Annotated in this window: 17 protein-coding genes; 10 read left to right on the top strand and 7 right to left on the bottom strand. The window is 72.8% G+C overall.

Annotation, left to right across the window (positions count from 1 at the left end; genetic code table 11):
• Nucleotides 1-19: 19 nt before the first annotated feature.
• Complete coding sequence (locus ACFWPI_RS13160; RefSeq protein WP_380372586.1) at nt 20-2,305, top strand: FdhF/YdeP family oxidoreductase; 2,286 nt, start codon at nt 20-22, stop codon at nt 2,303-2,305.
• A 77-nt stretch (nt 2,306-2,382) separates the two neighbouring features.
• Here the strand turns inward: ACFWPI_RS13160 and ACFWPI_RS13155 are convergent, their stop codons facing one another.
• Nucleotides 2,383-4,008, bottom strand: coding sequence for an NlpC/P60 family protein (locus tag ACFWPI_RS13155; RefSeq protein WP_380372583.1), 1,626 nt, complete (start codon nt 4,006-4,008; stop codon nt 2,383-2,385).
• Between the two features lie 333 nt (nt 4,009-4,341).
• On the opposite strand from ACFWPI_RS13155, the gene ACFWPI_RS13150 reads away from it, so the two are divergent.
• Both ACFWPI_RS13150 and ACFWPI_RS13145 read left to right on the top strand, forming a co-directional pair.
• Entirely contained in the window at nt 4,342-5,526 is a 1,185-nt protein-coding gene (locus ACFWPI_RS13150) for an anion permease (RefSeq protein WP_380372581.1), read from the top strand.
• A gap of 26 nt (nt 5,527-5,552) precedes the next feature.
• Nucleotides 5,553-5,801: a hypothetical protein gene (locus ACFWPI_RS13145; protein ID WP_063347835.1), complete on the top strand. Its 249-nt coding sequence runs from the start codon at nt 5,553-5,555 to the stop codon at nt 5,799-5,801.
• 130 nt (nt 5,802-5,931) lie between these two features.
• Here the strand turns inward: ACFWPI_RS13145 and ACFWPI_RS13140 are convergent, their stop codons facing one another.
• Both ACFWPI_RS13140 and ACFWPI_RS13135 read right to left on the bottom strand, forming a co-directional pair.
• Nucleotides 5,932-7,479 carry an MDR family MFS transporter gene (locus ACFWPI_RS13140; protein ID WP_063347836.1) on the bottom strand — a complete coding sequence of 516 codons (1,548 nt, stop codon included), beginning with the start codon at nt 7,477-7,479 and terminating at the stop codon, nt 5,932-5,934.
• 195 nt (nt 7,480-7,674) lie between these two features.
• Nucleotides 7,675-8,124, bottom strand: a complete 450-nt coding sequence (locus tag ACFWPI_RS13135) for a MarR family winged helix-turn-helix transcriptional regulator (RefSeq protein ID WP_380372577.1) — start codon at nt 8,122-8,124, stop codon at nt 7,675-7,677.
• Nucleotides 8,125-8,236: 112 nt separating this feature from the next.
• Between ACFWPI_RS13135 and ACFWPI_RS13130 the strand changes: the two genes are divergently transcribed.
• Complete coding sequence (locus ACFWPI_RS13130; RefSeq protein ID WP_063347837.1) at nt 8,237-9,289, top strand: ABC transporter permease; 1,053 nt, start codon at nt 8,237-8,239, stop codon at nt 9,287-9,289.
• A 70-nt stretch (nt 9,290-9,359) separates the two neighbouring features.
• Here ACFWPI_RS13130 and ACFWPI_RS13125 read toward each other — a convergent pair whose 3' ends face one another.
• The 4 genes from ACFWPI_RS13125 to ACFWPI_RS13110 form a co-directional block, all read right to left on the bottom strand.
• On the bottom strand, nt 9,360-10,580 hold the full coding sequence (locus tag ACFWPI_RS13125; RefSeq protein ID WP_063347838.1) for an ROK family transcriptional regulator: 1,221 nt from the start codon (nt 10,578-10,580) through the stop codon (nt 9,360-9,362).
• Nucleotides 10,581-10,598: 18 nt separating this feature from the next.
• Nucleotides 10,599-11,141, bottom strand: coding sequence for a GtrA family protein (locus tag ACFWPI_RS13120; RefSeq protein ID WP_380372573.1), 543 nt, complete (start codon nt 11,139-11,141; stop codon nt 10,599-10,601).
• A gap of 67 nt (nt 11,142-11,208) precedes the next feature.
• The gene (lon, locus tag ACFWPI_RS13115) at nt 11,209-13,605 is read right to left on the bottom strand and encodes an endopeptidase La (protein WP_380372570.1); all 2,397 of its coding nucleotides are present in this window, start codon (nt 13,603-13,605) and stop codon (nt 11,209-11,211) included.
• A 168-nt stretch (nt 13,606-13,773) separates the two neighbouring features.
• Entirely contained in the window at nt 13,774-14,571 is a 798-nt protein-coding gene (locus ACFWPI_RS13110; protein ID WP_380372567.1) for a rhomboid-like protein, read from the bottom strand.
• A gap of 562 nt (nt 14,572-15,133) precedes the next feature.
• On the opposite strand from ACFWPI_RS13110, the gene ACFWPI_RS13105 reads away from it, so the two are divergent.
• From ACFWPI_RS13105 to ACFWPI_RS13080, 6 genes are all read left to right on the top strand, one after another.
• Complete coding sequence (locus ACFWPI_RS13105; protein ID WP_063351140.1) at nt 15,134-15,871, top strand: response regulator transcription factor; 738 nt, start codon at nt 15,134-15,136, stop codon at nt 15,869-15,871.
• A 92-nt stretch (nt 15,872-15,963) separates the two neighbouring features.
• Entirely contained in the window at nt 15,964-17,094 is a 1,131-nt protein-coding gene (locus tag ACFWPI_RS13100) for a cell wall metabolism sensor histidine kinase WalK (protein WP_063347842.1), read from the top strand.
• A 282-nt stretch (nt 17,095-17,376) separates the two neighbouring features.
• Nucleotides 17,377-21,153, top strand: coding sequence for a multifunctional oxoglutarate decarboxylase/oxoglutarate dehydrogenase thiamine pyrophosphate-binding subunit/dihydrolipoyllysine-residue succinyltransferase subunit (locus ACFWPI_RS13095; protein ID WP_063347843.1), 3,777 nt, complete (start codon nt 17,377-17,379; stop codon nt 21,151-21,153).
• 126 nt (nt 21,154-21,279) lie between these two features.
• Nucleotides 21,280-21,459, top strand: a complete 180-nt coding sequence (locus ACFWPI_RS13090) for a DUF6104 family protein (RefSeq protein WP_063347844.1) — start codon at nt 21,280-21,282, stop codon at nt 21,457-21,459.
• Nucleotides 21,460-21,695: 236 nt separating this feature from the next.
• Entirely contained in the window at nt 21,696-22,604 is a 909-nt protein-coding gene (locus tag ACFWPI_RS13085; protein ID WP_063347845.1) for a DUF4097 family beta strand repeat-containing protein, read from the top strand.
• 1 nt (nt 22,605) lies between these two features.
• Nucleotides 22,606-23,637, top strand: coding sequence for a PadR family transcriptional regulator (locus tag ACFWPI_RS13080; RefSeq protein ID WP_063347846.1), 1,032 nt, complete (start codon nt 22,606-22,608; stop codon nt 23,635-23,637).
• Nucleotides 23,638-23,782 lie beyond the last annotated feature (145 nt).

Here is a 23,782-nt window from a genome sequence, read left to right as displayed (position 1 = left end):
GAGCCGAGGAGAAGCGGTCATGGCCAAGCAGGCCCCGCAGAGCGACCCGGCGCAGGACGCCCCCGAGGTGTCCGCGCCCCAGCACGCGGCGGCCGGGCTGCCCGCGGTCGGCCACAGCCTGCGGATGGCCGCCGAGCAGATGGGCCCCCTGCGCACCCTCGCCACGCTGCGCAAGGTCAACCAGCCGGACGGCTTCGACTGCCCCGGCTGCGCCTGGCCGGAGCCGGGCAAGACGCACACGGCGGAGTTCTGCGAGAACGGCGCCAAGGCCGTCGCCGAGGAGGCCACCGAGCGCCGGATCCGCGCCGAGTTCTTCGCCGCCCACCCGGTCGCCGAGCTGGCCGAGCGCTCCGGCTACTGGCTGGGCCAGCAGGGCCGCCTCACCCAGCCGATGCTGCTCGACGAGGGCGCCACCCACTACACGCCGGTCTCCTGGGACGACGCCTTCGCGCTGATCGCCGAGGAGCTGCGCGCCCTGGACACCCCGGACGGCGCCGCCTTCTACACCTCCGGGCGGACCAGCAACGAGGCCGCCTTCGCGTACCAGCTGTTCGCCCGCCGGCTGGGCACCAACAACCTGCCGGACTGCTCCAACATGTGCCACGAGTCGTCCGGCTCGGCGCTCACCGAGACGCTCGGCGTCGGCAAGGGCAGCGTCAGCCTCAAGGACCTCTACCAGGCCGACCTGATCATCGTGGCCGGCCAGAACCCGGGCACCAACCACCCCCGGATGCTCTCCGCGCTGGAGCGCGCCAAGCGGGCCGGCGCCACCATCGTGAGCGTGAACCCGCTGCCGGAGGCCGGCCTGGAGCGCTTCAAGAACCCGCAGCACGCGCGCGGCCTGGTCGGCCACGGCACCAAGCTGACCGACCTGTTCCTGCAGATCCGCCTCGGCGGGGACCTGGCGCTGTTCCGCGCGCTCAACCGGATGATCCTGGAGCAGGACGGCGTCGACCGCGCCTTCGTCACCGAACACTGCCACGGCTTCGAGGAGTTCGAGGCGCAGGCGGGCACGACCGACCGCGCCGAGGTGCTCGCCGCGACCGGCCTGCCGTGGGAGCAGATCGAGGAGCTCGGCCGGCTGGTGCTGGGCTCCCGGAAGATCATCGTCTGCTGGGCGATGGGCCTCACCCAGCACAAGCACGCCGTCCCGACCATCCGCGAGGTGGTCAACTTCCTGCTGCTGCGCGGCAACGTCGGCCGCCCGGGCGCCGGGGTCTGCCCGGTGCGCGGGCACAGCAACGTCCAGGGCGACCGGACGATGGGCATCTTCGAGCGGCCCTCGACGGCCTTCCTGGACGCGCTCGGCAAGGAGTTCGGCTTCGAGCCGCCGCGCGCGCACGGCCTCGACTCGGTGGACACCATCCGGGCGATGCGCGACGGCCGGGTCGGGGTGTTCTTCGCGATGGGCGGCAACTTCGTCGCGGCCACCCCGGACACCGACGTCACCGAGGCGGCGATGCGCCGCTGCCGGCTGACCGTGCACGTCTCCACCAAGCTCAACCGCTCGCACGTGGTCACCGGCGCCCGCGCACTGATCCTGCCCACCCTGGGCCGCACCGACCGGGACGTCAGCGGCGCCGGCGCCCAGTTCGTCAGCGTCGAGGACTCGATGGGCCAGGTGCACTCCTCGCGCGGCGGCCTGCGCCCGCCCGCCCCGGGCCTGCTCTCCGAGACCGCGATCGTCTGCCGACTCGCCCGCAGCGTCCTCGGCCCCGGGGACACCGTGCCGTGGGAGGACTTCGCCGCCGACTACGACACCCTGCGGGACCGGATCGCCCGGGTCGTCCCCGGCTTCGAGGACTACAACGAGAAGGTCCGCCGCCCCGGCGGCTTCACCCTGCCGCACGGCCCGCGCGACTCCCGGACCTTCCCCACCGCGACCGGGAAGGCCAACTTCACCGTCAACCCGCTCACCGCCCCCGAGGTCCCGCCGGGCCGCCTGCTGTTGCAGACGCTGCGCTCGCACGACCAGTACAACACCACCATCTACGGCCTGGACGACCGCTACCGGGGCATCAAGGGCGGCCGCCGGGTCGTCCTGGTCAACCCGGCCGACGCCGCCGAACTGGGCCTGGCCGAGGGCGCCTTCGTCGACCTGGTGAGCGAGTGGCGGGACGGCGTCGAGCGGCGCGCCCCGCACTTCCGGGTGGTCCACTACCCGGTGGCCCGCGGCGGCGCGGCGGCCTACTACCCGGAGACCAACGTGCTCGTCCCGCTGGACTCCACCGCCGACATCAGCAACACGCCGACCTCCAAGGCCGTGGTCGTCCGCTTCGAGCCGGACACCGGCGCCCCGGCGTGACGCACGCGAAGGCCGCCCGGTGTCCGTGGACGCCGGGCGGCCTTCGTCATGGCTCAGGCCCTGTCCGGACCTAGGGCCTAGTTGCTGCCGAGCGGCAGTGTCGCGGTGGCGCTGCCCGGGGCCCCGGCGCTCGCCGAGCCGGTGGTGGTGGAGGCCGCGGTGCCGGTGGAACCCGGGGTGCCGGTGCCGGTGCCGGTGCCGGTCGGGGCGGGCGTCGCCGGGCCCGTGCCGGTCGGCGCCGGGGTGCCCGTCCCGGTCGGGGTGGGCGTGCCCGTCCCGGTCGGGGTCGGCGTGGGCGTGGGCGTGCCGGGGGCGGTGGTGCCGGTGCCGGACGGCGTCCCCGGGTCGGTGGGCGTTCCGGTCCCGGTGCCGGACGGCGTGCCGGTGCCGGTGTCCGCGGGCGTGCCCGGGGTGGTGGACGGCGTGCCCGGGGTGGCCGGCGGGTTGGCGGGCGTGCCGGGGGCCGGGGCGGTCGGGACCTGGTTGGCCGGGCTGGGCGCGATCGGGGTGACGGTGTCCCAGCCGGCGGGCAGGTCGGGCACCTTCCAGCTGCCGCCGGCCTCGTCCGCCGCGCCGGACGGGTCGGGCCGCACCGCCCCGAGGATCGGCATCGAGCCGATCGGCGACACCTTGATGACGGCGCCCGGCCGGGGTGCCTGGACGACCAGCCCGCCGCCGATGTACATCGCGACGTGCGTGGCGCCCTCGAAGTAGATGACCAGGTCGCCGGGGCGCAGCTGGTTCAGCGCGATGTGCGGGAGCTGGGCCCACTGCTCCTGGCTGGTGCGCGGGATCGGCAGCCCGGCGTGCAGCCAGGCCTGCGAGGTGAGGCCCGAGCAGTCGTAGGAGTCCGGCCCCGCACCGCCCCACAGGTACGGCTTGTTGAGCTGGGCGAGCGCGAAGGCGATGGCGGTGCGGCCGGCCGCCGACGGGGTGCGCTCGCCCTTGCCGAGGGCGCCGGAGGCGAGGAAGGCGAGCTGGGCCTCGTCGGCCTTGGCCTTCTCCAGCTTCTCCAGTTCGGTGCGCTGGGCGCCGGTGAGCGAGGAGACCAGCTGCTCGACGGAGGCGAGGTCGGTGGCGACCTTGGCCTTGGCGGCGTCCTGCTGGGTGACCAGCGTCTGGGAGGTCTTGAGCGCGTCCTCGGTCTGCTTCGTCAGGCCGGCGAGGGCCTCGCGGTCGGTCTTCAGCCGGTCCAGGAACTCGGACTGCGAGCGGCTGGCGGCGGTGAGCAGTTCCGCGATGGTGACGGCCTCGTACGGGTCCTTGGAGAGCAGCAGTTCGGCGTAGGCGGAGGCGGCGCCGTTGCGATACTGGGCGGCGGCGAGCTGGGAGGCGATGTCGGTGCCGGCGTCGACCTGCTTCTGCTGGCGGTCCATCCGGCCCTGGAGGTCGGTGAGCGCGGCCTGCTGCTCGGCGACCTTGGCGACGGCGCCGTTGTACTGCTCGGTGGCGGTCTCGGCGCTCTGGTAGAGCGCGTGCAGCTGGTCGAGCAGCGGGCCGAGGGTGGCCTTGGCGGCGGCGAGCGGGTCGTCGCCCGGACTGGCCGCGGTGATCGAGGCGCCCGGGTCGGGGGCGGCGTACGCGGCCTGCGCGGCGAGCGGGAGGGCGAGCGCGGCGGCCGCGAGGGCGGCTCCGCAGCGCAGTGCCGCCCGCAGCCAGGGCCGTACGACTGCCGTTTCAGTGCGCTGTGCAGCCCCGCCCATGGGTTGGTCCTCCCCGCCCCAGCCTGTCACCGGCGTCCCCGGATCCCGCAGATCCTCCCACGGGTTACTCACCGGAAACAGGGCGCATCCGGACTGGGAGGTTAATTCTCGGTTGATCTGTGAGACAGCTCTCAGCAAACCGGAGCGAACCGGGGCGAACTTCGCTAATGTCCAGCTCAGCGCGACCGCCGACACCCTTCCGAAAGCTTCCGGACACCACCGGGACACCAGCGGAACCACGATTCCCGGCTCAGTTCACCTTCCGTTTACCAAACAGACCTACGGTCGCGACGACACCAACGTCCGTGCGACAACTACGACGATTGTTTGGGTATGGAACACATCTCGTTCCTGGTAGCCGTTGTGATCATCACGGCGCTCGCCTTCGACTTCACCAACGGGTTCCACGACACCGCCAATGCGATGGCCACCTCCATCGCGACGGGAGCCCTCCGGCCGAAGGTCGCGGTCACCATCGCGGCCGTCCTCAACTTCGCGGGCGCGTTCCTGTCCGTGAAGGTCGCCACCACCATCTCCGGCGGCATCGTCAACGAGAAGAGCGGCATCCACCCCGAGATCATCTTCGCCGCACTGGCGGGCGCGATCCTCTGGAACCTGCTGACCTGGCTGCGCGGCCTGCCGTCCAGTTCCTCGCACGCGCTGTACGGCGGCCTGATCGGCGCCACCGTCGTCGGTGTCGGCATGAACGGCGTCAACTTCGACACCGTCCTCTCCAAGATCCTGATCCCCGCGATCGCCTCCCCGCTGGTCGCCGGCCTGGCCTCCTGGGGCGCCACCAAGCTGGCCTACGCGATCACCCGCAAGGGCAACGAGACCACCGCCACCAAGGGCTTCAAGACCGGCCAGATCTTCTCGTCCTCGCTGATCTCGCTCGCGCACGGCACCAACGACGCCCAGAAGACGATGGGCATCATCACCCTGACCCTGGTGTCGGTCGGCGCCCTGCCGCACGGCGCGCTGCCGCCCACCTGGGTGATCATCTCCGCGGGCGCCGCGATCGCGCTCGGCACCTACATGGGCGGCTGGCGGATCATCCGCTCGATGGGCAAGGGCCTCGCCGACATCAAGGCGCCGCAGGGCTTCGCCTCCGAGTCGGCCGCCGCGACCGTCATCCTGACCTCCTCGCACATGGGCTTCGGCCTCTCCACCACCCAGGTCTGCTCCGGCGGCATCATGGGCGCCGGCCTCGGCGGCCCGAAGGCCGAGCTGCGCTGGAGCCTGGTGCGCCGCATGGTCTACACCTGGGCGCTGACCCTGCCGGCCGCCGCGCTGGTCTCGGGCGGCGCCGCGCTGCTGGTCCGCCAGGGCACCTGGGGCATCGTCCTGGTGGGCGCCGTGCTGGTGGCCGGCTCCGGCGCGATGTGGCTGATCTCCCGCCGCCAGCCGATCAGCGCGGACAACGTCAACGACGTCAACGACGTCACCCCGGTGGAGGTCCCCACCACCGCCGCCCCCGCGAACGCCCCCACCCCCGCCTCGACCACGGTCGCGGCCTGAGCGCCGCAGGCTGAGGAGCACCCGCCATGCACATCAAGTGGAACGCCCTGGCCCAGACCGCCGGTGCCAGCTTCGGCATCACCGTCGCCGTGGTCTCCGTCTTCGCACTCGGCATCCTGGCCCTGTCCCGCCGCGAGGCCGCGCTGAGCGCCCGCGAGGGCGAGGCCGCCCAGGAGCCGGGCGGCGGCCGGCTGGCCCTGGCCGGCGCCTACGCCTGCTTCGGCCTCTGCGCCGCGGCCGTCGTCTACGGCCTGGTCCTGATCGCCGCACCGTAGCGCGTGGTCCTGGTCGCCGCGCCGTAGCGCGTGGCCGACGGTTCCCGCCGTCCGCGCGCGCGGGACGAACCGAACGGGCCGGGGAGTGTGATCCACACTCCCCGGCCCGTTCGCGCATCCCCGCCCGGAGTCAGCCCTGCTGGCTGGTCTTCAGCGCGGTCTCCCGGATGAACAGCACCGTGACGAAGGCCAGCGCCGCGAACGGCGCGGCCCACAGGAAGACGGTGCCGACGCCGTGCCCGAACGCGTCCGTCACCAGCGGGACGATCGGGGCGGGCAGCTTGTGCAGGTCCGGGATGCCCCCGCCGCCGGCCGCGCTCGCGGCCGGGATGTGCGCGGCGGCCAGGTTCTCCGCGAGGTAGTGGGTCACCTTGCTGTTCATCAGCGCGCCGAGCGCGGAGACGCCCATCGCGCCGCCCATGGTGCGGAAGAACGTCACCACGGAGCTGGCCGCGCCGAGCTCGTGGCGCGGCACCGTGTTCTGCACCGCGAGCACCAGGTTCTGGCTGGTCAGGCCGAGGCCGATGCCGGTGATCGCCATGTAGACGCAGAGCAGCTTGTAGTCGGTGTCGGCGCGGGCGGTGGCGAGCAGGCCGAAGCCGATCGCGAGCAGCGCCGTGCCGGCGACCAGGTAGGCCTTCCACTTGCCGTACTTGGTGATCAGCCGGCCGGCGACGGTGGAGGCGAGCGCCAGGCCGAGGATCATCGGCAGGGTCATCAGGCCGGCCATGGTCGGGGACTTGGCGCGGGCCAGCTGGAAGTACTGGCTGAGGAAGGTGGTCGCGCCGTACATCCCGACGCCGACCAGCACGCTGGCCACCGCGGCCAGGGTGACGGTGCGGTACTTGAAGAGGTCCGGCGGGATGATCGGCTCGGCGGCGCGGCGCTCGATCACCACGGCGAGGGCGCCCAGCAGCAGGCCGCCGCCGACCATCGCGGCGGTCTGCCAGGACAGCCAGTCGTAGTTCGTGCCGGCCAGCGTGATCCAGATCATCAGCAGGCTGACGGCGCCGGTGATGACCAGCGCGCCCAGGTAGTCGATCTTCGCCTTGCGCTTGACCACCGGCAGCTTGAGGGTGCGCTGCACCACCAGGATCGCGGCCAGCGCGAACGGGATGCCGACGTAGAAGCACCAGCGCCAGCCCAGCCACGAGGTGTCCACGATGACGCCGCCGATCAGCGGTCCGCCGATGGTGGCCAGCGCGAAGACCGCGCCGAAGTAGCCGCTGTAACGGCCGCGCTCGCGCGGCGGGACCATCGCGGCCAGGCAGATCTGGCCCAGCGCGACCACACCGCCGGCACCGATGCCCTGGAGGGCGCGGCAGGCGATCAGCTCGGCGGTGTTCTGGGAGAGGCCGGCCAGGGCGGAGGTGGCGATGTAGATCAGCAGGGCTATCTGGAGCAGCAGCTTCTTGCTGACGAGGTCGGAGAGCTTGCCCCAGATCGGGGTGGAGGCGGTCAGGGTCAGCAGGGCCGCGGTGATCACCCAGGTGTAGGCGGACTGGCCGCCGTGCAGGTCGGTGAGGATGTGCGGCAGGGCGTTGGAGACGACGGTCGAGGAGAGCACGGCCACGAAGAGGCCGAGCAGCAGGCCGGACAGCGCCTCCATCACCTGCCGGTGGGTCATCGGTTGATCGTCGACGGCGGCTCCGACGGTCGCCTCGGCTGTGACGGTCATCTGGGTCCTTCGGCGGGAGGAGTGAGCGGGGGCGGGGAGTGCGCAGGCAGGGAAAATTGTTGCCTTACGCAACCATAGGCCCGATGGTTGACTAAGGCAACTTTCTTCAAGCCCAAGTAAAGGCCGCGCCCCAGCCGTCGCGAGCGCGGCCCAGACCGCCGCGAGCCCGACCCCCGACCCGGGCCCCGCCCCCGGTCACTCCGCCGGCGGCTCCCCGATCACGTCGTTGAAGCGGTGCAGCAGCACCGCGAAGCAGTCCACGTCCTCCGGCGACCAGCTGCCCAGCAGCTCCCGCACCCGCCGCATCCGGACGTCCCGGGCCGCCAGGTAGCGCCGCCGCCCGTCCTCGGTCAGCGAGACCAGCGCGGCCCGGCGGTCCAGCGGATCCGTCTCCCTGGCCACCAGGCCCAGCTCCTCCAGCGCCCGGATCTGCCGGCTCACCGTGGCCTTGCCGACCGCGAAGTGCACGCCGACGTCCGTCACCCGCACCCGCCCGGCCTGCTCGATGTAGCCGAGCATGCTGTACGCCATCCCCTCCAGCTCGGGGTGCACCCGGCGTGAGAGCTCCGCCACTCGGGCCCGGCCCCGCCGGAACATCAGCGCGACCTCGCGCTCCACCGCCAGCAGGGATTCCTCGTCACTCACCGCGCCAGTATCCCGCAGCCGCACTGGCTGGAAGGCGGCGCGTGGGGTGCGACAAGCTAACTAGTTCATGGTATGAAGTATCCGTTTTCCCCCAATACACAAGGAGATGTGGATGGCCGCCCCGGGGCAGGGTTTCGTCGCTGAACTGAAGGGCGCGGTCACACCGCGTGCGGCACTGCTCGTGATCGGCGTGCTGCTGCTGCAGCTCGGCTTCATCACCTCGTACGTCGGGGCGCTGCACCACCCGGCCCCGCACGAGCTGTCGATCGCGGTGGTCGCCCCGCCGCAGGTCGCCCCCAAGCTGGTCCAGGCGCTGGAATCCGTGCCGGACGACGCCGTCAAGGCCGTCACCGCCCCGGACGCCGAGACGGCCACCCAGCAGATCAAGGACCAGAAGATCTACGCCGCGCTGGTCGTGAACCCGACCGGCACCGAGGACACCCTGCTGGTCGGCGGCGCCCGCGGCACCTCCGCCGCCAAGGCCGCCGAGTCCATCACCACCGCGCTGGACAAGGCCCAGGGCCGCACCGTCAAGGTCGAGGACGTCGTGCCGCTCGCCAAGGGCGACACCAACGGCCTCTCCGCGTTCTACCTGGTCATCGGCTGGTGCGTCGGCGGCTACCTGGTCGCCTCGATCCTCGGCATCAGCGCCGGCTCCAAGCCCGCCAACGTCCACCGCCTGCTGATCCGCCTCGGTGTGCTGGCGCTGTACTCGGTCGGCGCCGGCCTCGGCGGCACGATCATCGCCGGACCGGTGCTGGACGCGCTGCCCGGCTCGATCCTGGCCCTGACCGGCATCGGCGCCCTGGTGGTGTTCACGGTCGGCGCGTTCACCATGGCGCTGCAGTGCCTGTTCGACGTCATCGGCATCGGCGTCGCGGTGCTGATCTTCGTGGTGCTGGGCAACCCGAGCGCCGGCGGCGTCTACCCGGCACCGATGATGCCGCCGTTCTGGCGGGCCATCGGCTCGCTGATCCCGAACGGCGCCGGGACCAGTGCCACCAAGTCGATCGCCTACTTCGGCTCCACCAACCTGGGCATGCCGATCGTGGTCCTGGTGGTCTGGGCGCTGATCGGCATCGGCGTCGCCTACCTGGCCGTACTGCGCGGCCCGCGCTCCGGCGGCCGCGAGATCGTCGCCGCCGAGGCGTCCTCCGAGGCCTGATCCCCCGCGTTCCTGCGCCCGAGCCCCCGGCCGCCCGGCCGGGGGCGCGGGCGCGCCCCGGGCCGGGAGGTCAGCCGCCGGCGAGCCGGCCCGGGTCCGCGACGACGGCCCGCACCACGCCCACCGCGGCGCCCAGCAGCGGCCCGCGCCGGCCCAGCCGGGACACCGTCAGCCGCTCGTCCGACCAGGGCCGCACCGTCACCCGGGCGGCCAGCTCGGCCCGCATCGCCGGCAGCAGCCAGGGCGCCAGCCGGGCGTAGCCGCCGCCCAGCACCACCTCGGCCGGGTCCAGCAGGTTGACCGCCCCGGCGGCCGCGATGCCCAGCGCCGAACCGGCCCCGGCCAGCACCGCGAGGGCCGGCTCGTCCCCGGCCCCGGCCCGCCCGGCGAGCAGCGTCACCCAGTCGCCCCGCGCGCCCGCCGGCCCGGCCGCCCGCAGCACGGCCGCCTCCCCCGCGTACTGCTCCAGGCAGCCGTGCGCGCCGCAGGCGCAGCGGTGGCCGTCCGGGTGGACCGGTACGTGGCCGAACTCGCCCGCGTAGCCGCGCGCCCCGCGCAGCAGCCGCCCGCCGACCACGATCGCCGCGCCGACGCCGGCCTCGGCCGAGACGTACAGGAAGTCCTCCGGCCCGCCGCCCAGCCACCGTTCGGCCAGCCCGCCCAGGTTGGCCTCGTTGTCCGCCTCGACCGGCAGCTCGGCCAGTTCGGCCGCGCCGGCCGCGCGCAGCGCCGGGCGCAGTTCGGCCGCCAGCGGGACATCCCGCCAGCCCAGGTTGGCGGCCCGCTGGAGCACCCCGCCGGAGGTGCCGACCAGCCCGGGGACGGCCAGGGTCAGCCCGGCCGGGCGCAGGCCCGCCTCGGCGACGGCCGCGTGCAGCAGTTCGGCGAGGTCGGCCATGACCGCGGCGGGCCGGCGGCCCCGGTTGCGGACCTCGCGGCGGCGCCAGGTCCGGACCTCCCCGCTCAGGTCGACCACGCAGGCGCCGAGGTGCTCCACGCCGATCTCGGCGCCGAGGCCGCCGGGCCCGAGCGGGTTGAGCCCGAGCGCGGTGCCGGGGCGGCCGACCTTGCCGCTGGGCGCGGCCGGGCCCTCCTCGACGACCAGGCCGCCGGCGATCAGCTGCTCGGCGAGCGAGGAGACGGCGGCCCTGGTCAGCCCGGTCTCGGCGGCCACCTCGGCCCGGGAGCGCGGGGCGCGCGCGATCACCCCGAGCACCAGGGCCAGGTTGGCCCGGCGCATCCCCTGCTGGCTGGCGGGCCCGCTCCGAACCGCGTCCGGTTCCCCGCGCATAACCCTCACCTCACGGCCTTATGGGGCATCCCGTGGCATCTCGGGTGCAGCGTAACCGGGTTCGTACCTCGGGTGCGCCCGTTCGGCGGGCCGGGTGAAGACCCACCGCTGCATCGCCCAGAAGCGGAACAGCATCGCGGCGAAGGTGCCGACGACCATCCCGCTGAGGAAGTCCGCGGTCTCCTGGACGAACGGGCCGACGTACGGCTCGCGCAGGTCCAGGGCGTAGCGGGAGAGTGCCAGCGGCAGGTCGTTGACGGCGATCGCCATGGCGCTGACCAGGAAGAACAGCAGTGCCTCGCGCGGGTGCCCGGCCGTCCGGAAGGCCCAGCGACGGTTGAGCACGTAGGAGACGACGGTCGAGATCACGGTCGCGACCGTCAGCGCGACCACCGGCTTGTGCTCCAGCACGGTGAACTTCAGCTCGAAGTCGGTCACCGTGGTGAGCACGAAGCAGGCGCCGCCGACCAGCAGGAACTTCACCAGCCGGCGGTGCCGCAGCAGGAACGGACGCAGCCGGGCCGGCACCCGGGCCAGGGCGCGCTGCGTGGGGGACGGCATCTCCGCAGTGTGGCACGCGCAGACGCCGTCCTCCCGTCGATCCTCCCGCCGACCCGGCGCGGCCGGGTCAGGCCGCCGCGGCCAGGACCTTGGCCGGCTCCAGGGCCAGCTCCAGCACCTCCCGCACGTCCGCCACCGGGTGCACGGTGAGCCGCTCCAGCACCTCGGCCGGGACGTCGTCCAGGTCGGCCTCGTTGCGCTTGGGGATGATCACCGTGGTGACGCCGGCCCGGTCGGCGGCGAGCAGCTTCTGCTTCACCCCGCCGATCGGCAGCACCCGCCCGGTCAGCGACACCTCCCCGGTCATCGCCAGGTCGGTGCGCACCTTGCGGCCGGACAGCAGCGAGGCGAGCGCCGTGGTCATGGTGATGCCGGCGCTCGGCCCGTCCTTGGGGACGGCCCCGGCGGGGACGTGCAGGTGCACGCCGCGGTCGCGCAGCGAGGTGACCGGCAGCTCCAGTTCGGCACCGCGCGAGCGCAGGTAGGAGAGCGCGATGTGCGCGGACTCCTTCATCACGTCGCCCAGCTGCCCGGTGAGGGTGAGCCCGGTGCCGCCGGTCTCGGCGTCGGCGAGCGAGGCCTCGATGTAGAGGACGTCGCCGCCGGCGCCGGTCACGGCGAGGCCGGTGGCCACGCCGGGGACGGCGGTGCGCCGCTCGGCCGGCGCCTGGGCGGCCTCCGGCACGTGGTGGGGCCGGCCGATCAGGGCGCGCAGGTCGTCCGGGCCGATCGCGGCGGGCAGTTCGCGCTCGCCGAGCTCGGCCTGGGCGGCGATCCTGCGCAGCACCCGGGCGATCGAGCGCTCCAGGTTCCGTACGCCGGCCTCCCGGGTGTACTCCCCGGCCAGCCGGCGCAGCACCGCCTCGTCGACGCTGACCTGCTCGCCGCCCAGTCCGGCCTTCTCGCGCTGGCGCGGGAGCAGGTGGTCGCGGGCGATGACGACCTTCTCGTCCTCGGTGTAGCCGTCGAGGCGGACGAGCTCCATCCGGTCGAGCAGCGCCTCGGGGATAGCCTCCAGCACGTTGGCGGTGGCGAGGAAGACGACGTCCGAGAGGTCGAGCTCGACCTCCAGGTAGTGGTCCCGGAAGGTGTGGTTCTGCGCCGGGTCCAGCACCTCCAGGAGGGCGGCGGCCGGATCGCCCCGGTAGTCGGAGCCGACCTTGTCGATCTCGTCGAGCAGGACGACCGGGTTCATCGAGCCGGCCTCCTTGATCGCCCGCACGAGCCGGCCGGGCTGCGCGCCGACGTAGGTGCGCCGGTGGCCGCGGATCTCGGCCTCGTCCCGGACGCCGCCGAGCGCGACCCGGACGAAGGTGCGGCCCATGGCGCGGGCCACGCTCTCGCCGAGCGAGGTCTTGCCGACGCCGGGCGGGCCGACGAGTGCCAGCACCGCGCCTCCGCGCCGGCCGCCGACCAGTCCGAGCCCCTGGTCGGCCCGGCGCTTGCGCACCGCGAGGTACTCGACGATGCGGTCCTTCACGTCGGCGAGGCCGGCGTGGTCGGCGTCCAGCACGGCGCGGGCACCGGCGATGTCGTACGCGTCCTCGGTGCGCTCGTTCCAGGGCAGCTCCAGGACGGTGTCCAGCCAGGTGCGGATCCAGGGGCCCTCGGGGGACTGCTCGGAGGCCCGCTCCAGCTTGTCGACCTCCTTGAGGGCCGCGTCGCGGACCTTCTCGGGCAGGTCGGCGGCCTCGACCCGGGCACGGTAGTCGCCCTCCTCGTCGGCCGGGTCGCCGTTGAGCTCGGCCAGTTCCTTGCGGACGGCCTCCAGCTGGCGGCGGAGCAGGAACTCCTTCTGCTGCTTGGCCACGCCCTCCTCGACGTCCTTGCGGATGGTGTCGTTGACCTCCTCCTCGGCGAGGTGGTCGCGCAGCAGGGTCAGCGCGTACTCCAGGCGGGCGACCTGGTCGGCCTCCAGCAGCACCTTGAGCTTCTGCTCGGCGGTGGCGAAGGGCGCGTAGCCGATGTTGTCGGCGAGCTCGCCGACGCCCTCGATCTGGGCCACCCGGTCGACGATCTGCCAGGCGCCGCGCCTGCGCAGCCACTGGGTGGACAGCGCCTTGTACTCCTTGACCAGCTCGGCGGCCCGGCCGGCCACCGGGGTGTCCACCGAGGACTCCCGGAAGGGCGTGGTCTCCACCCAGAGGGCGGCGCCGGGGCCGGTGGTGCCGACCCCGATGCGGACCCGGCGCACGGCGCGCACCAGCGCGGCCGGCTCCCCGTCGGCCAGCCGGCCGACCTGCTCGACGGTGGCCAGGGTGCCGACCGCCGCGTACGAGCCGTCCACCCGCGGGACCAGCAGGACCTGCGGCTTGCCGGTGCCGGTGGCCGCCGCGCGGGCGGCCTCGACCGCGGCGCGCACCTCGGTGTCCTTCAGGTCCAGCGGGACGACCATGCCCGGCAGGACGACCTCGTCGTCGAGCGGCAGCACGGGCAGGGTGAGCGGTGTGGACGTCGATGCCATGATCTCTCCCCAGTCAGTGAAGTTGAGTCGACCTGACTAAGGCCTGGCGTGCGCCGGATGTTCCCGGGGCGGTGTTCGCCATGAGCGAACAGGAGGAGGGTGTGGAGCGAACGGGGGGAGGGTGCGGGAAGCGCCGTCAAAAGCACGCGGGAGCGGCACCCGGAAGGGTCAGCGCGCGTCCAGGACCGGAGCGCCGCCCGGCGCGGGCGAGGAGCCCGCGGCCGGCGCCTCGACCCGGCGCGTCCGCGGCTTCGGCCGCGGCCGGCGGGCCTGGGCCCGGCGCAGCCAGCGCCACAGCGCCACCCCGGTGAGCACCGCGGCGGGGTGCCCCACGGCGGTGACCAGGTCCCGCTCGGTGAGGATCTGCTCGGCGATCAGCAGCCCGGCGCCGCCGAGCGCGACCAGCCGACCGCGCCACGGCAGCAGCCCGGCCACCGCACCCAGGCAGGTGAGCACGCCGTAGCTGACGCCGATGTCCAGGTAGTCCAGCGCCGCGGTCTCCATCCGCCCGGTCTCCACCGCGGTGATCACCACGCCCTGGGACAGCAGCGTGGCCGTGACGTGCCCGATCGCGAAGACCGCCGCCGCCCGGGCGGGGCCGATCCGGCGCTCCAGCGGCGCGAGGGTGACGGCGAATCCCCACAGGTAGGGCATCCACACCTCGCCGGCCACCCAGAAACCGCTGAGCAGCAGCGCACGCAGGGGGTGCTGCAGGAGGTTGTGGCCGTCGGAACTGGAGGCCTCCTGCAGCCGCTGCACGAGTTCCGGATCGGCGAGTTTGGCAAAGGTCGTGGTGGCGCCCACCACGGCGAGATAGCCGAGGGTGAAGGGGTTTCGCCGGGGTGTCGGCACCCGCGCCAGCAGCCACTCGACGACGCCGGTGCGCAGACCGTGCCGGAGCATGCCGTACGGCGGGCCGGCGGGCGACGCCCCGACCCGTCCGGCACCTCGCCGCAGTCCAGCCATGCCGCCCTCCGCTCCACGCCGGCAGCCACCGGCCCCTCACCAGGTGCCCAACGTACCGGCGCGCGCCGCGGATCCCGCCCTGCGGGGCGTTGTCGTGGCCACGTTACGTCGAGGTTCTGAGAGGCATCTGAGAAAAGCCGGTGAAGACCGTCAGGAAACCGGTCGACCGGATTCCCGATATTGGTCCAGACCTTCTTCCGGCGGGCGCGCCGGCAGGGGCTCTGACCGGCGACTTGGCGTCAACTCGACTGCATACGTACCGTTACGCAGAGAAAAATCGCCGGGTAAGGTATCGGCCCGTGCCCACTCGTGCAGTGGGCTCCGAGGGCGGCCCGACAGCCGGCCCACGGGCCGGAAACGTCCGGTCCACCTGCCGGGAGGCATCCGCTGTCCGTACGCTGCGAAGTGCGCGGGAGAAGTGGGCGGGCGACAATCCGCCCGCCGACCCGCACGCACGACGGGACGGCGGACCCGGCACAGTCCACGACGGAACAAGACTACGAGCGGAGCCCGCCATCCCCACAGGTGGCCGGCCCGCAGCCCTGGGGGCGGTGGCGTGACCGTGACAGAACTTCAGCAGGACAACAACCACAGCGGCGGCACGGTGAGCAGCCAACGCAGAGTGCTGGTGGTGGAGGACGAGCCGACGATCGCGGAGTCGATCGCGGCCCGGCTGGGCGCGGAGGGCTTCAAGGTCGCCGTGGCCCACGACGGGCCGGGCGCGGTCGACGGCTTCCACACCTGGCAGCCGGACCTGGTGGTCCTCGACATCATGCTGCCCGGCTTCGACGGCCTTGAGGTGTGCCGCCGGATCCAGGCGCAGCGCCCGGTGCCGGTGCTGATGCTGACCGCGCGCGACGACGAGACGGACCTGCTGGTCGGCCTCGGCGTGGGCGCCGACGACTACATGACCAAACCGTTCTCGATGCGCGAACTGGCCGCCCGGGTCAACGTGCTGCTGCGCCGCGTCGAGCGCGCCCAGCAGGCGGCCCGCACGCCCGCGCTCGGCTCGCTGCGCTTCGGCGAGCTGGAGATCGACCACGTGCAGCGCCGGGTCCGGCTCGCCTCGGGCGACGTCCACCTGACGCCCACCGAGTTCGACCTGCTCGCCTGCCTGGCCGCGCAGCCGCGCGCCGTGCTGACCCGCGAGCAGCTGCTGGCCGAGGTCTGGGACTGGACGGACGCGTCCGGCACCCGCACCGTGGACAGCCACGTCAAGGCGCTGCGCCGCAAGATCGGCGCGAGCTGGATCCGTACCGTCCACGGCGTCGGGTACGCGCTGGAGGCCCCGCTCTCCTAGCGGCGAGCCTCGGGCGACGGGCCTCCGGGGGGCCCGTGTCCCGAACTGCCGCGCACCACGCGGGGGACGTACGCGGGGATCACAGGGGACCAATGACCTTTCCACAGCAACGCAACGGGGACACCGGCGGCACGCGGTCGCAGACGTTGGCCGCCCGCGCCGCCCGCCGGGTCTGGGCCGACATCAGGCCGCTCGACCCGGTCCGCTCGATCAAGGGCAAGCTCGCCCTGCTGGTGATCGTCTCCGTCTTCCTGGCCACCGGCATGGTCGTCGTGGCGATCCGGTCCGAGACCCAGATCCGGATCATCATGGTCTTCTCCATGATCGCCTCGCTGCTCTTCATGCAGTTCCTCGCGCACGGGCTGACCGCCCCCCTGCGCGAGATGACGGCCGCCGCCCGCGCGATGGCCTCCGGCGACTACAGCCGCCGGGTCGAGGTGAACTCGCGCGACGAGATCGGCGAGCTGGCGACCACCTTCAACCAGATGGCCGCCGACCTGGGGGCCGCCGACCGGCACCGCCGCGAGCTGGTCGCCAACGTCTCGCACGAGCTGCGCACGCCCATCGCCGCGCTGCGCGCCGTGCTGGAGAACGTGGTGGACGGCGTCGTCCAGCCCAATCCGGCGACCCTGGGGGCCGCCCTGGAGCAGACCGAGCGGCTCGGCCGCCTGGTCACCCACCTGCTGGACCTCTCCAAGATCGACGACGGCGTGGTCGACCTGGACGCCCGCCCCTTCGAGGTGCGCGAGTTCCTGGACGGCGTGCTGCGCGGGGTCACCGTGGACGGCGCGACGGCCGGCGGGGCGTTCTCCCGGCGCGGCGACGTCCGGCTGGCGCTGGAGGTCAGCCCGACCGGTCTGACCGGCGTGGCGGACCCGGAACGGCTCCACCAGGTGGTCGCCAACCTGGTCGACAACGCCTGCAAGCACTCCCCGCCCGGCGGCACCGTGACGGTGCGCGCGCGGCCCGACGGCGGGCCCGGCGGCCTGCTGCTGGAGGTCGAGGACGAGGGCCCGGGCATCCCGCCGGCCGACCGCGGCCGGGTGTTCGAGCGGTTCAGCCGCAGCGGCACCGCGACCGCCCAGGGGCCCGGCTCGGACGGCGGCACCGGCCTCGGCCTGGCCATCGCCCGCTGGGCGGTGGACCTGCACGGAGGTCGGATCGCGGTCGCCGAGTCGCCGCGCGGCTGCCGGATCGAGGTCCGGCTGCCGGGGCAGCGCTGAGGGTCGGATGTGTCACAGAAGCGACACAGACGTACACGAAGATCATTGGATGATCTACATGCGCCTTTGTCCGGTTTTGCCCGGATATGCCCTATGGGTGGGCGTGATCGCTTCCCCTCAGATACGGCTTTCTAACGCACATTTTCAGCCAAACTGCAGGTCAGGACTGTGATCTGGGCGACGCCTGGGGCCCGGGGACTGCGCGATCACTGGTCAGGGGCGTAGCCTTAATCCCCGCTGTCCAAACATCCCAAAAGGAAGCGGAAGAGGGCGGTTGCCGCCGTGTCGCCACAGTCCCCTGAAACCCCCAATAGCTCGGCTAGCTCCACTGGCTTCGGTCCCAATGAGTGGCTCGTCGATGAGATCTACCAGCAGTACCTCCAGGACCCGAACTCGGTCGACCGAGCCTGGTGGGACTTTTTCGCCGACTACAAGCCCGGTACCGAGGTGACCCCAGTGACCCAGGCCGCGACCCAGGCCGGCCCCACGCCGACCCCTGCCGCTGCCCCCGCGCCCGCTGCTGCTGCTCCGGCCGCGACCGCCCCCGCCGCACCGGCCGCCCCGGCCGCTCCGGCGCCGGCGCCCGCGCCGCTCGCCGCAGCTCCCGTCGCGCCCCCGGCTCCGGCCCCGGCCCCCAAGGCCGCCGCCCCGGCCCCTGCGGCCGCTCCGGCCGCCGCCGCGGCGGACGCGCCCGCCGGCCCCGAGCTGATCCAGCTGCGCGGCCCGGCCAAGGCCGTCGCCACCAACATGGACGCCTCGCTGGAGGTGCCGACCGCGACCTCGGTCCGCGCGGTGCCCGCGAAGCTGTTGATCGACAACCGCATCGTCATCAACAACCACCTGCAGCGCGCCCGCGGCGGCAAGGTCTCCTTCACCCACCTGATCGGCTACGCCCTGGTCCAGGCCATCAAGGCCGCCCCGGGCATGAACTACAGCTACAAGGTGGAGAACGGCAAGGCCTTCCTGGTCAAGCCCGAGCACGTCAACCTCGGCCTGGCCATCGACCTGGTCAAGCCGAACGGCGACCGCCAGCTCGTCGTCGCGGCCATCAAGAAGGCCGAGACCCTCGACTTCTTCGGCTTCTGGCAGGCCTACGAGGACATCGTCCGCCGGGCCCGCGCCAACAAGCTGACCATGGACGACTTCACCGGCGTCACGGTCTCGCTGACCAACCCCGGCGGCATCGGCACCGTGCACTCCGTGCCGCGCCTGATGCAGAACCAGGGCACCATCGTCGGCGTCGGCGCCATGGAGTACCCGGCCGAGTTCCAGGGCTCCGCCCCGGAGACCCTGTCCCGGCTGGGCGTCTCCAAGATCATGACGCTGACCTCGACCTACGACCACCGCGTCATCCAGGGCGCGGCGTCCGGCGAGTTCCTGCGCGAGATCCACCGCCTCCTCCTCGGCGAGAAGGGCTTCTACGACGAGATCTTCGAGTCGCTGCGGATCCCGTACGAGCCGGTCCGCTGGGCCACCGACGTCGCCACCACCCACGACGACGAGGTCAACAAGACCGCCCGCGTCATGGAGCTGATCCACGCGTACCGTGTGCGCGGCCACCTGATGGCCGACACGGACCCGCTGGAGTACAAGCAGCGCAAGCACCCCGACCTGGACGTCACCACCCACGGCCTCACCCTGTGGGACCTGGAGCGCGAGTTCGCGGTCGGCGGCTTCGGCGGCCAGAAGATGATGAAGCTCCGCGACATCCTCGGCCTGCTGCGCAACACGTACTGCCGCACCGTCGGCGTCGAGTACATGCACATCCAGGACCCGAAGCAGCGCAAGTGGCTGCAGGAGCGCCTGGAGAAGCCGTACTCCAAGCCCGAGCGCGAGGAGCAGCTGCGCATCCTGCGCCGGCTGAACTCGGCCGAGGCCTTCGAGACCTTCCTGCAGACCAAGTACGTCGGGCAGAAGCGCTTCTCGCTGGAGGGCGGCGAGTCGCTCATCCCGCTGCTGGACGCCACCATCGACGCCGCCGCCGAGCACCGCCTCGACGAGGCCGTCATCGGCATGGCCCACCGCGGCCGTCTGAACGTGCTGGCCAACATCGTCGGCAAGCCGTACGGCAAGATCTTCGGCGAGTTCGAGGGCAACCTCGACCCGAAGTCGATGCACGGCTCCGGCGACGTGAAGTACCACCTCGGCTCCGAGGGCACCTTCACCGGCCTGGACGGCGAGACCATCAAGGTCTCGCTCGCCGCGAACCCCTCCCACCTGGAGACGGTCGACCCGGTCGTCGAGGGCATCGCCCGCGCCAAGCAGGACATCCTGGACCAGGGCGGCACCACCTTCCCGGTGCTGCCGATCCAGATCCACGGCGACGCGGCCTTCGCCGGCCAGGGCGTCGTCGCGGAGACCCTGAACATGTCGCAGCTGCGCGGCTACCGCACCGGCGGCACGATCCACCTGGTGGTCAACAACCAGGTCGGCTTCACCGCCGCCCCGGCGTCCTCGCGCTCCTCGATGTACTGCACCGACGTGGCCCGGATGATCGAGGCCCCGATCTTCCACGTGAACGGCGACGACCCGGAGGCCGTGGTCCGCGTCGCGCGGCTCGCCTTCGAGTTCCGCCAGGCGTTCCACAAGGACGTCGTGATCGACCTCATCTGCTACCGCCGCCGCGGTCACAACGAGGCCGACAACCCGTCGTTCACCCAGCCGCTGATGTACGACCTGATCGACAAGAAGCGCTCGGTGCGCAAGCTGTACACCGAGGGCCTGATCGGTCGCGGCGACATCACCATGGAAGAGGCGGAGCAGGCGCTCCAGGACTTCCAGGGCCAGCTGGAGAAGGTCTTCGCCGAGGTCCGCGACGCCGCCCAGACCCCCGCCCCGGCCATCGCCGGCAAGCCGGTCGCCGACTTCCCGGTCAACATCCAGACCGGCATCTCCCAGGAGATGGTCAAGCGGATCGCCGCCTCGCAGGTCAACCTGCCGGACTGGCTGACCGTCCACCCGCGCCTGCTGCCGCAGCTCCAGCGCCGCGCCGCCTCCGTCGAGGACAACACCATCGACTGGGCGACGGGCGAGACCCTCGCCATCGGCTCGCTGCTCATGGAGGGCCACCCGGTCCGCCTGGCCGGCCAGGACAGCCGCCGCGGCACCTTCGGCCAGCGGCACGCCGTCCTGATCGACCGCAACACCGGCGAGGACTACACCCCGCTGCAGTACCTCACCGAGGACCAGGCCCGCTACACCGTCTACGACAGCCTGCTGTCGGAGTACGCGGCGATGGGCTTCGAGTACGGCTACTCGCTGACCCGCCCGAACTCGCTGGTCATGTGGGAGGCGCAGTTCGGCGACTTCGTCAACGGCGCGCAGACCGTGGTGGACGAGTACATCGCCTCCGCCGAGCAGAAGTGGGGCCAGCACTCGGGCGTCACCCTGCTGCTGCCGCACGGCTACGAGGGCCAGGGCCCGGACCACTCGTCCGCCCGCCCGGAGCGCTTCCTGCAGCTGTGCGCGCAGAACAACATGACGGTCGCCATGCCGACCCTGCCGTCGAACTACTTCCACCTGCTGCGCTGGCAGGCGCACAACCCGCACCACAAGCCGCTGGTCGTCTTCACCCCGAAGTCGATGCTGCGTCTCAAGGCCGCGGCGAGTGCGACCGAGGAGTTCCTGTCCGGCTCCTTCCGCCCGGTCATCGGCGACAACACCGTCGACCCGGCACAGGTGCGCAAGGTCGTCATCACCGCCGGCAAGTTCTACTACGACCTGGCGGCGGCCCGCACCGAGCGCGGCGTCACCGACACCGCGATCGTCCGGGTCGAGCGGCTCTACCCGCTGCCGGTGGCCGAGCTCCAGGAGGAGCTCGCCCGCTACGGCGACGACGTCCAGTTCGTCTGGGCGCAGGAGGAGCCGGACAACCAGGGCGCCTGGCCGTTCATCGCGATGAACCTGGTCGACCACCTCCAGGTCGTCGTCGGCCGCAGCGCCAACGGCTCGCGGCTGCGCCGCGTCGCCCGCACGACGGCCTCGTCCCCGGCGGTCGGCTCGGCCAAGCGGCACGCCGCCGAGCAGCAGGCGCTGATCGAAGAGGTCTACTCGCTCTGAGGCCCTGAGGCCCCGAAGCGCTGGAGCACCGAAGCCCGCGGCCCCCGTCCTCCCCTGGGAGACGGGGGCCGCGGGCGTCCCCGACTATCCTGACCAGGTCAATCCCCATCGGACCGGAGTGAACCCGTGTACTTCACCGACCGCGGCATCGAGGAGCTGCAGAACCGGCGCGGCGACGAGGAGGTCACCTTCGAGTGGCTGGCCGAGCGACTGCGCGAGTTCGTCGACCTCAACCCGGACTTCGAGATCCCCGTCGAGCGGCTGGCCACCTGGCTGGCCCGGCTCGACGACGAGGACGACGAGTGACCGGTGCGGTGCCGTTGCACTGAACCGCTGATGAGGGGCCCGGGAGGCGATCGCCTGCCGGGCCCCTCACGTATCCGCGCCCGCCCGTAGGGGGCGCCTCGGGGGCCGCTCCGGGGCGGCTCAGGGGCGGCTCAGGGGCGGGATCCGGGACGGCACGCTTGACTTGCGCGTCACGCGATATATCGTCTTTAAAAGAGAACGCGATACATCGCGATCGGCAACGGGAGGCGGCAGAGATGAGCCAGTGGACGGTCGAGGGACCCGAGAGGATCACCATCGACGAGACGGTCCGGGCGCTGCACGTGCGGATCATCGAGGGCACGGTGAACGTGGTGGCGGCCGAGGGCCCGGCCCGCCTGGAGGTCACCGAGCTCCAGGGCGAGCCGCTGCACGTGACCCTGGTGGACGGCGTCCTGACGGTCACCTACAAGGACATCAACAGCTGGGGCGAGTTCGGCGACCGGCTCAAGTCGGTCGACGCGGTCAAGGGCTTCTTCAGCTCCTTCAAGCGCAAGCGGGTCGCCGGCGTCACCCTGACCGTCCCGGCCGACGCCGAGGTCAAGGTCGGCACCGTCTCGGCCGACGCCACCGTCTCCGGGATCACCGGGCACGTCTCGGTGCAGAGCGCCAGCGGCGACGCCACCCTGGTCGGCCTGACCGGCCGCACCGAGGCCAACACCGTCACCGGCGACGTCGACGCCCAGTCGGTGGCCGGCCAGCTCAAGGTCAACACCGTCTCCGGCCAGCTCACCGTCGTCGCCGGCACCGCCGACCGGGTCCAGGCCAACGCCGTCACCGGCGCCGTCACCCTGGACCTCGACGTCGCCAGCCCGGCCGACGTCAAGGTCACCACCGTCAGCGGCCCGGTCGTCATCCGGATCCCCTCGCTGGCCGACGCCAAGGTCGAGGCCGGCTCCACCAGCGGCGACATCTCCAGCACCTTCGACGGCCTCAAGCTCAGCGGCAGCTGGGGCGCCAAGCGCCTGTCCGGCCAGCTCGGCGACGGCCGGGGCAGCCTCGCCGTGACCACCGTCTCCGGCGGCGTCACCGTGCTGCGCCGCCCCGACCCCGAGGACGAGTCGCCGGTGGTCGTCAAGGAGCTCCCGGCCGGACTCGGCAAGCCCGACCTCACCAAGGAGGCGTGAGATGACGCCCGTGTTCGGCCACGGCCGGCTCCGGCTCTACCTGCTGAAGCTGCTCGACGAGGCCCCGCGGCACGGCTACGAGGTGATCCGCCTGCTGGAGGAGCGCTTCCAGGGCCTGTACGCGCCCTCCGCCGGGACGGTCTACCCCCGGCTCGCCAAGCTGGAGCAGGAGGGCCTGGTCGCCCACAACACCGAGGGCGGCCGCAAGGTCTACCGGCTGACCGACGCAGGGCGTGCCGAACTGGAAGCCCGCCAGGGCGAGTTGGACGACCTGGAAGTGGAGATCCACGACTCCGTGGCGCAGTTGGCCGGGGCGATCCGCGAGGACGTCCGGGACAGCGCCAAGGACCTGCGCGAGGAGCTGTGGCAGGCCGCCCGGCAGGCCCCCCGGCCGGACCGCGCCGAGGGCGGGGACCCGTGGTCCGGCCCGTGGGGCGACAACGAGTCCTGGCAGCGCGCCAAGGAGGAGTTCGCCCAGTTCAAGCGGCAGGCCAAGGACCAGGCCAAGCGCGCCCGGGAGCAGGAGAAGGCCGCCAAGGCCAAGGCGAAGGCCGCCGAGGAGGAGGCCCGCAGGCTGCGCGAGCAGGCCAAGGCCTCGCGGACGGCCGCGCAGCAGGAGGCGCTGCGGATCAAGCGCCGGGTCGAGCAGCAGGTGCGCGAGCACGCCGCGAAGGGCGACTGGCCGACCGGCCTGGCCGAGGGCCTGGCCGAGCTGACCAAGGGCCTGTCCGGGCTGGCCGACGCGGCCCGCTGGGGCCATCCGGCCGACGGGTCGGCCGAGGAGGTCACCGTCACCCGGATCGACCTGGACAAGGACGAGCCGACCACCCCGACCGCCCCGGCCGACCTGCCGCCGTGGGCGCGGACCGACCCGGCCGGCGACCCGGCCCGCGAACTGGAGCGGCTGCTCGACCGCTTCCGCGACCAGGTCCGCGACGCGGCCCGGGACGGCGGCGTGAGCACCGACAAGCTGGCCGAGGCCCGCTCGGTGCTGGGCGCGGCCGGCGAGCGGCTGAAGCGCCTGCTCGGCTGACCGGCAGGCCGCCGGACCACCACCGGCCCGGCACGCTCGGCGGGGCGGGGCGGGGCGGGGCGCCCCCGGGGCGCCCCGCGCCCCGGGGAAAAACAGTCACCGGGGCACCGCCGGACCGGCGGACGGCGGGACGGCGGGGAGGCGG

The organism is Kitasatospora sp. NPDC058492 (genome assembly GCF_042720685.1).
In the GTDB taxonomy this organism is placed as follows: Bacteria; Actinomycetota; Actinomycetes; order Streptomycetales; family Streptomycetaceae; genus Kitasatospora.
Note: the sequence above shows the minus strand (reverse complement) of the source record. Positions and strands in the feature narration are given on the sequence as shown.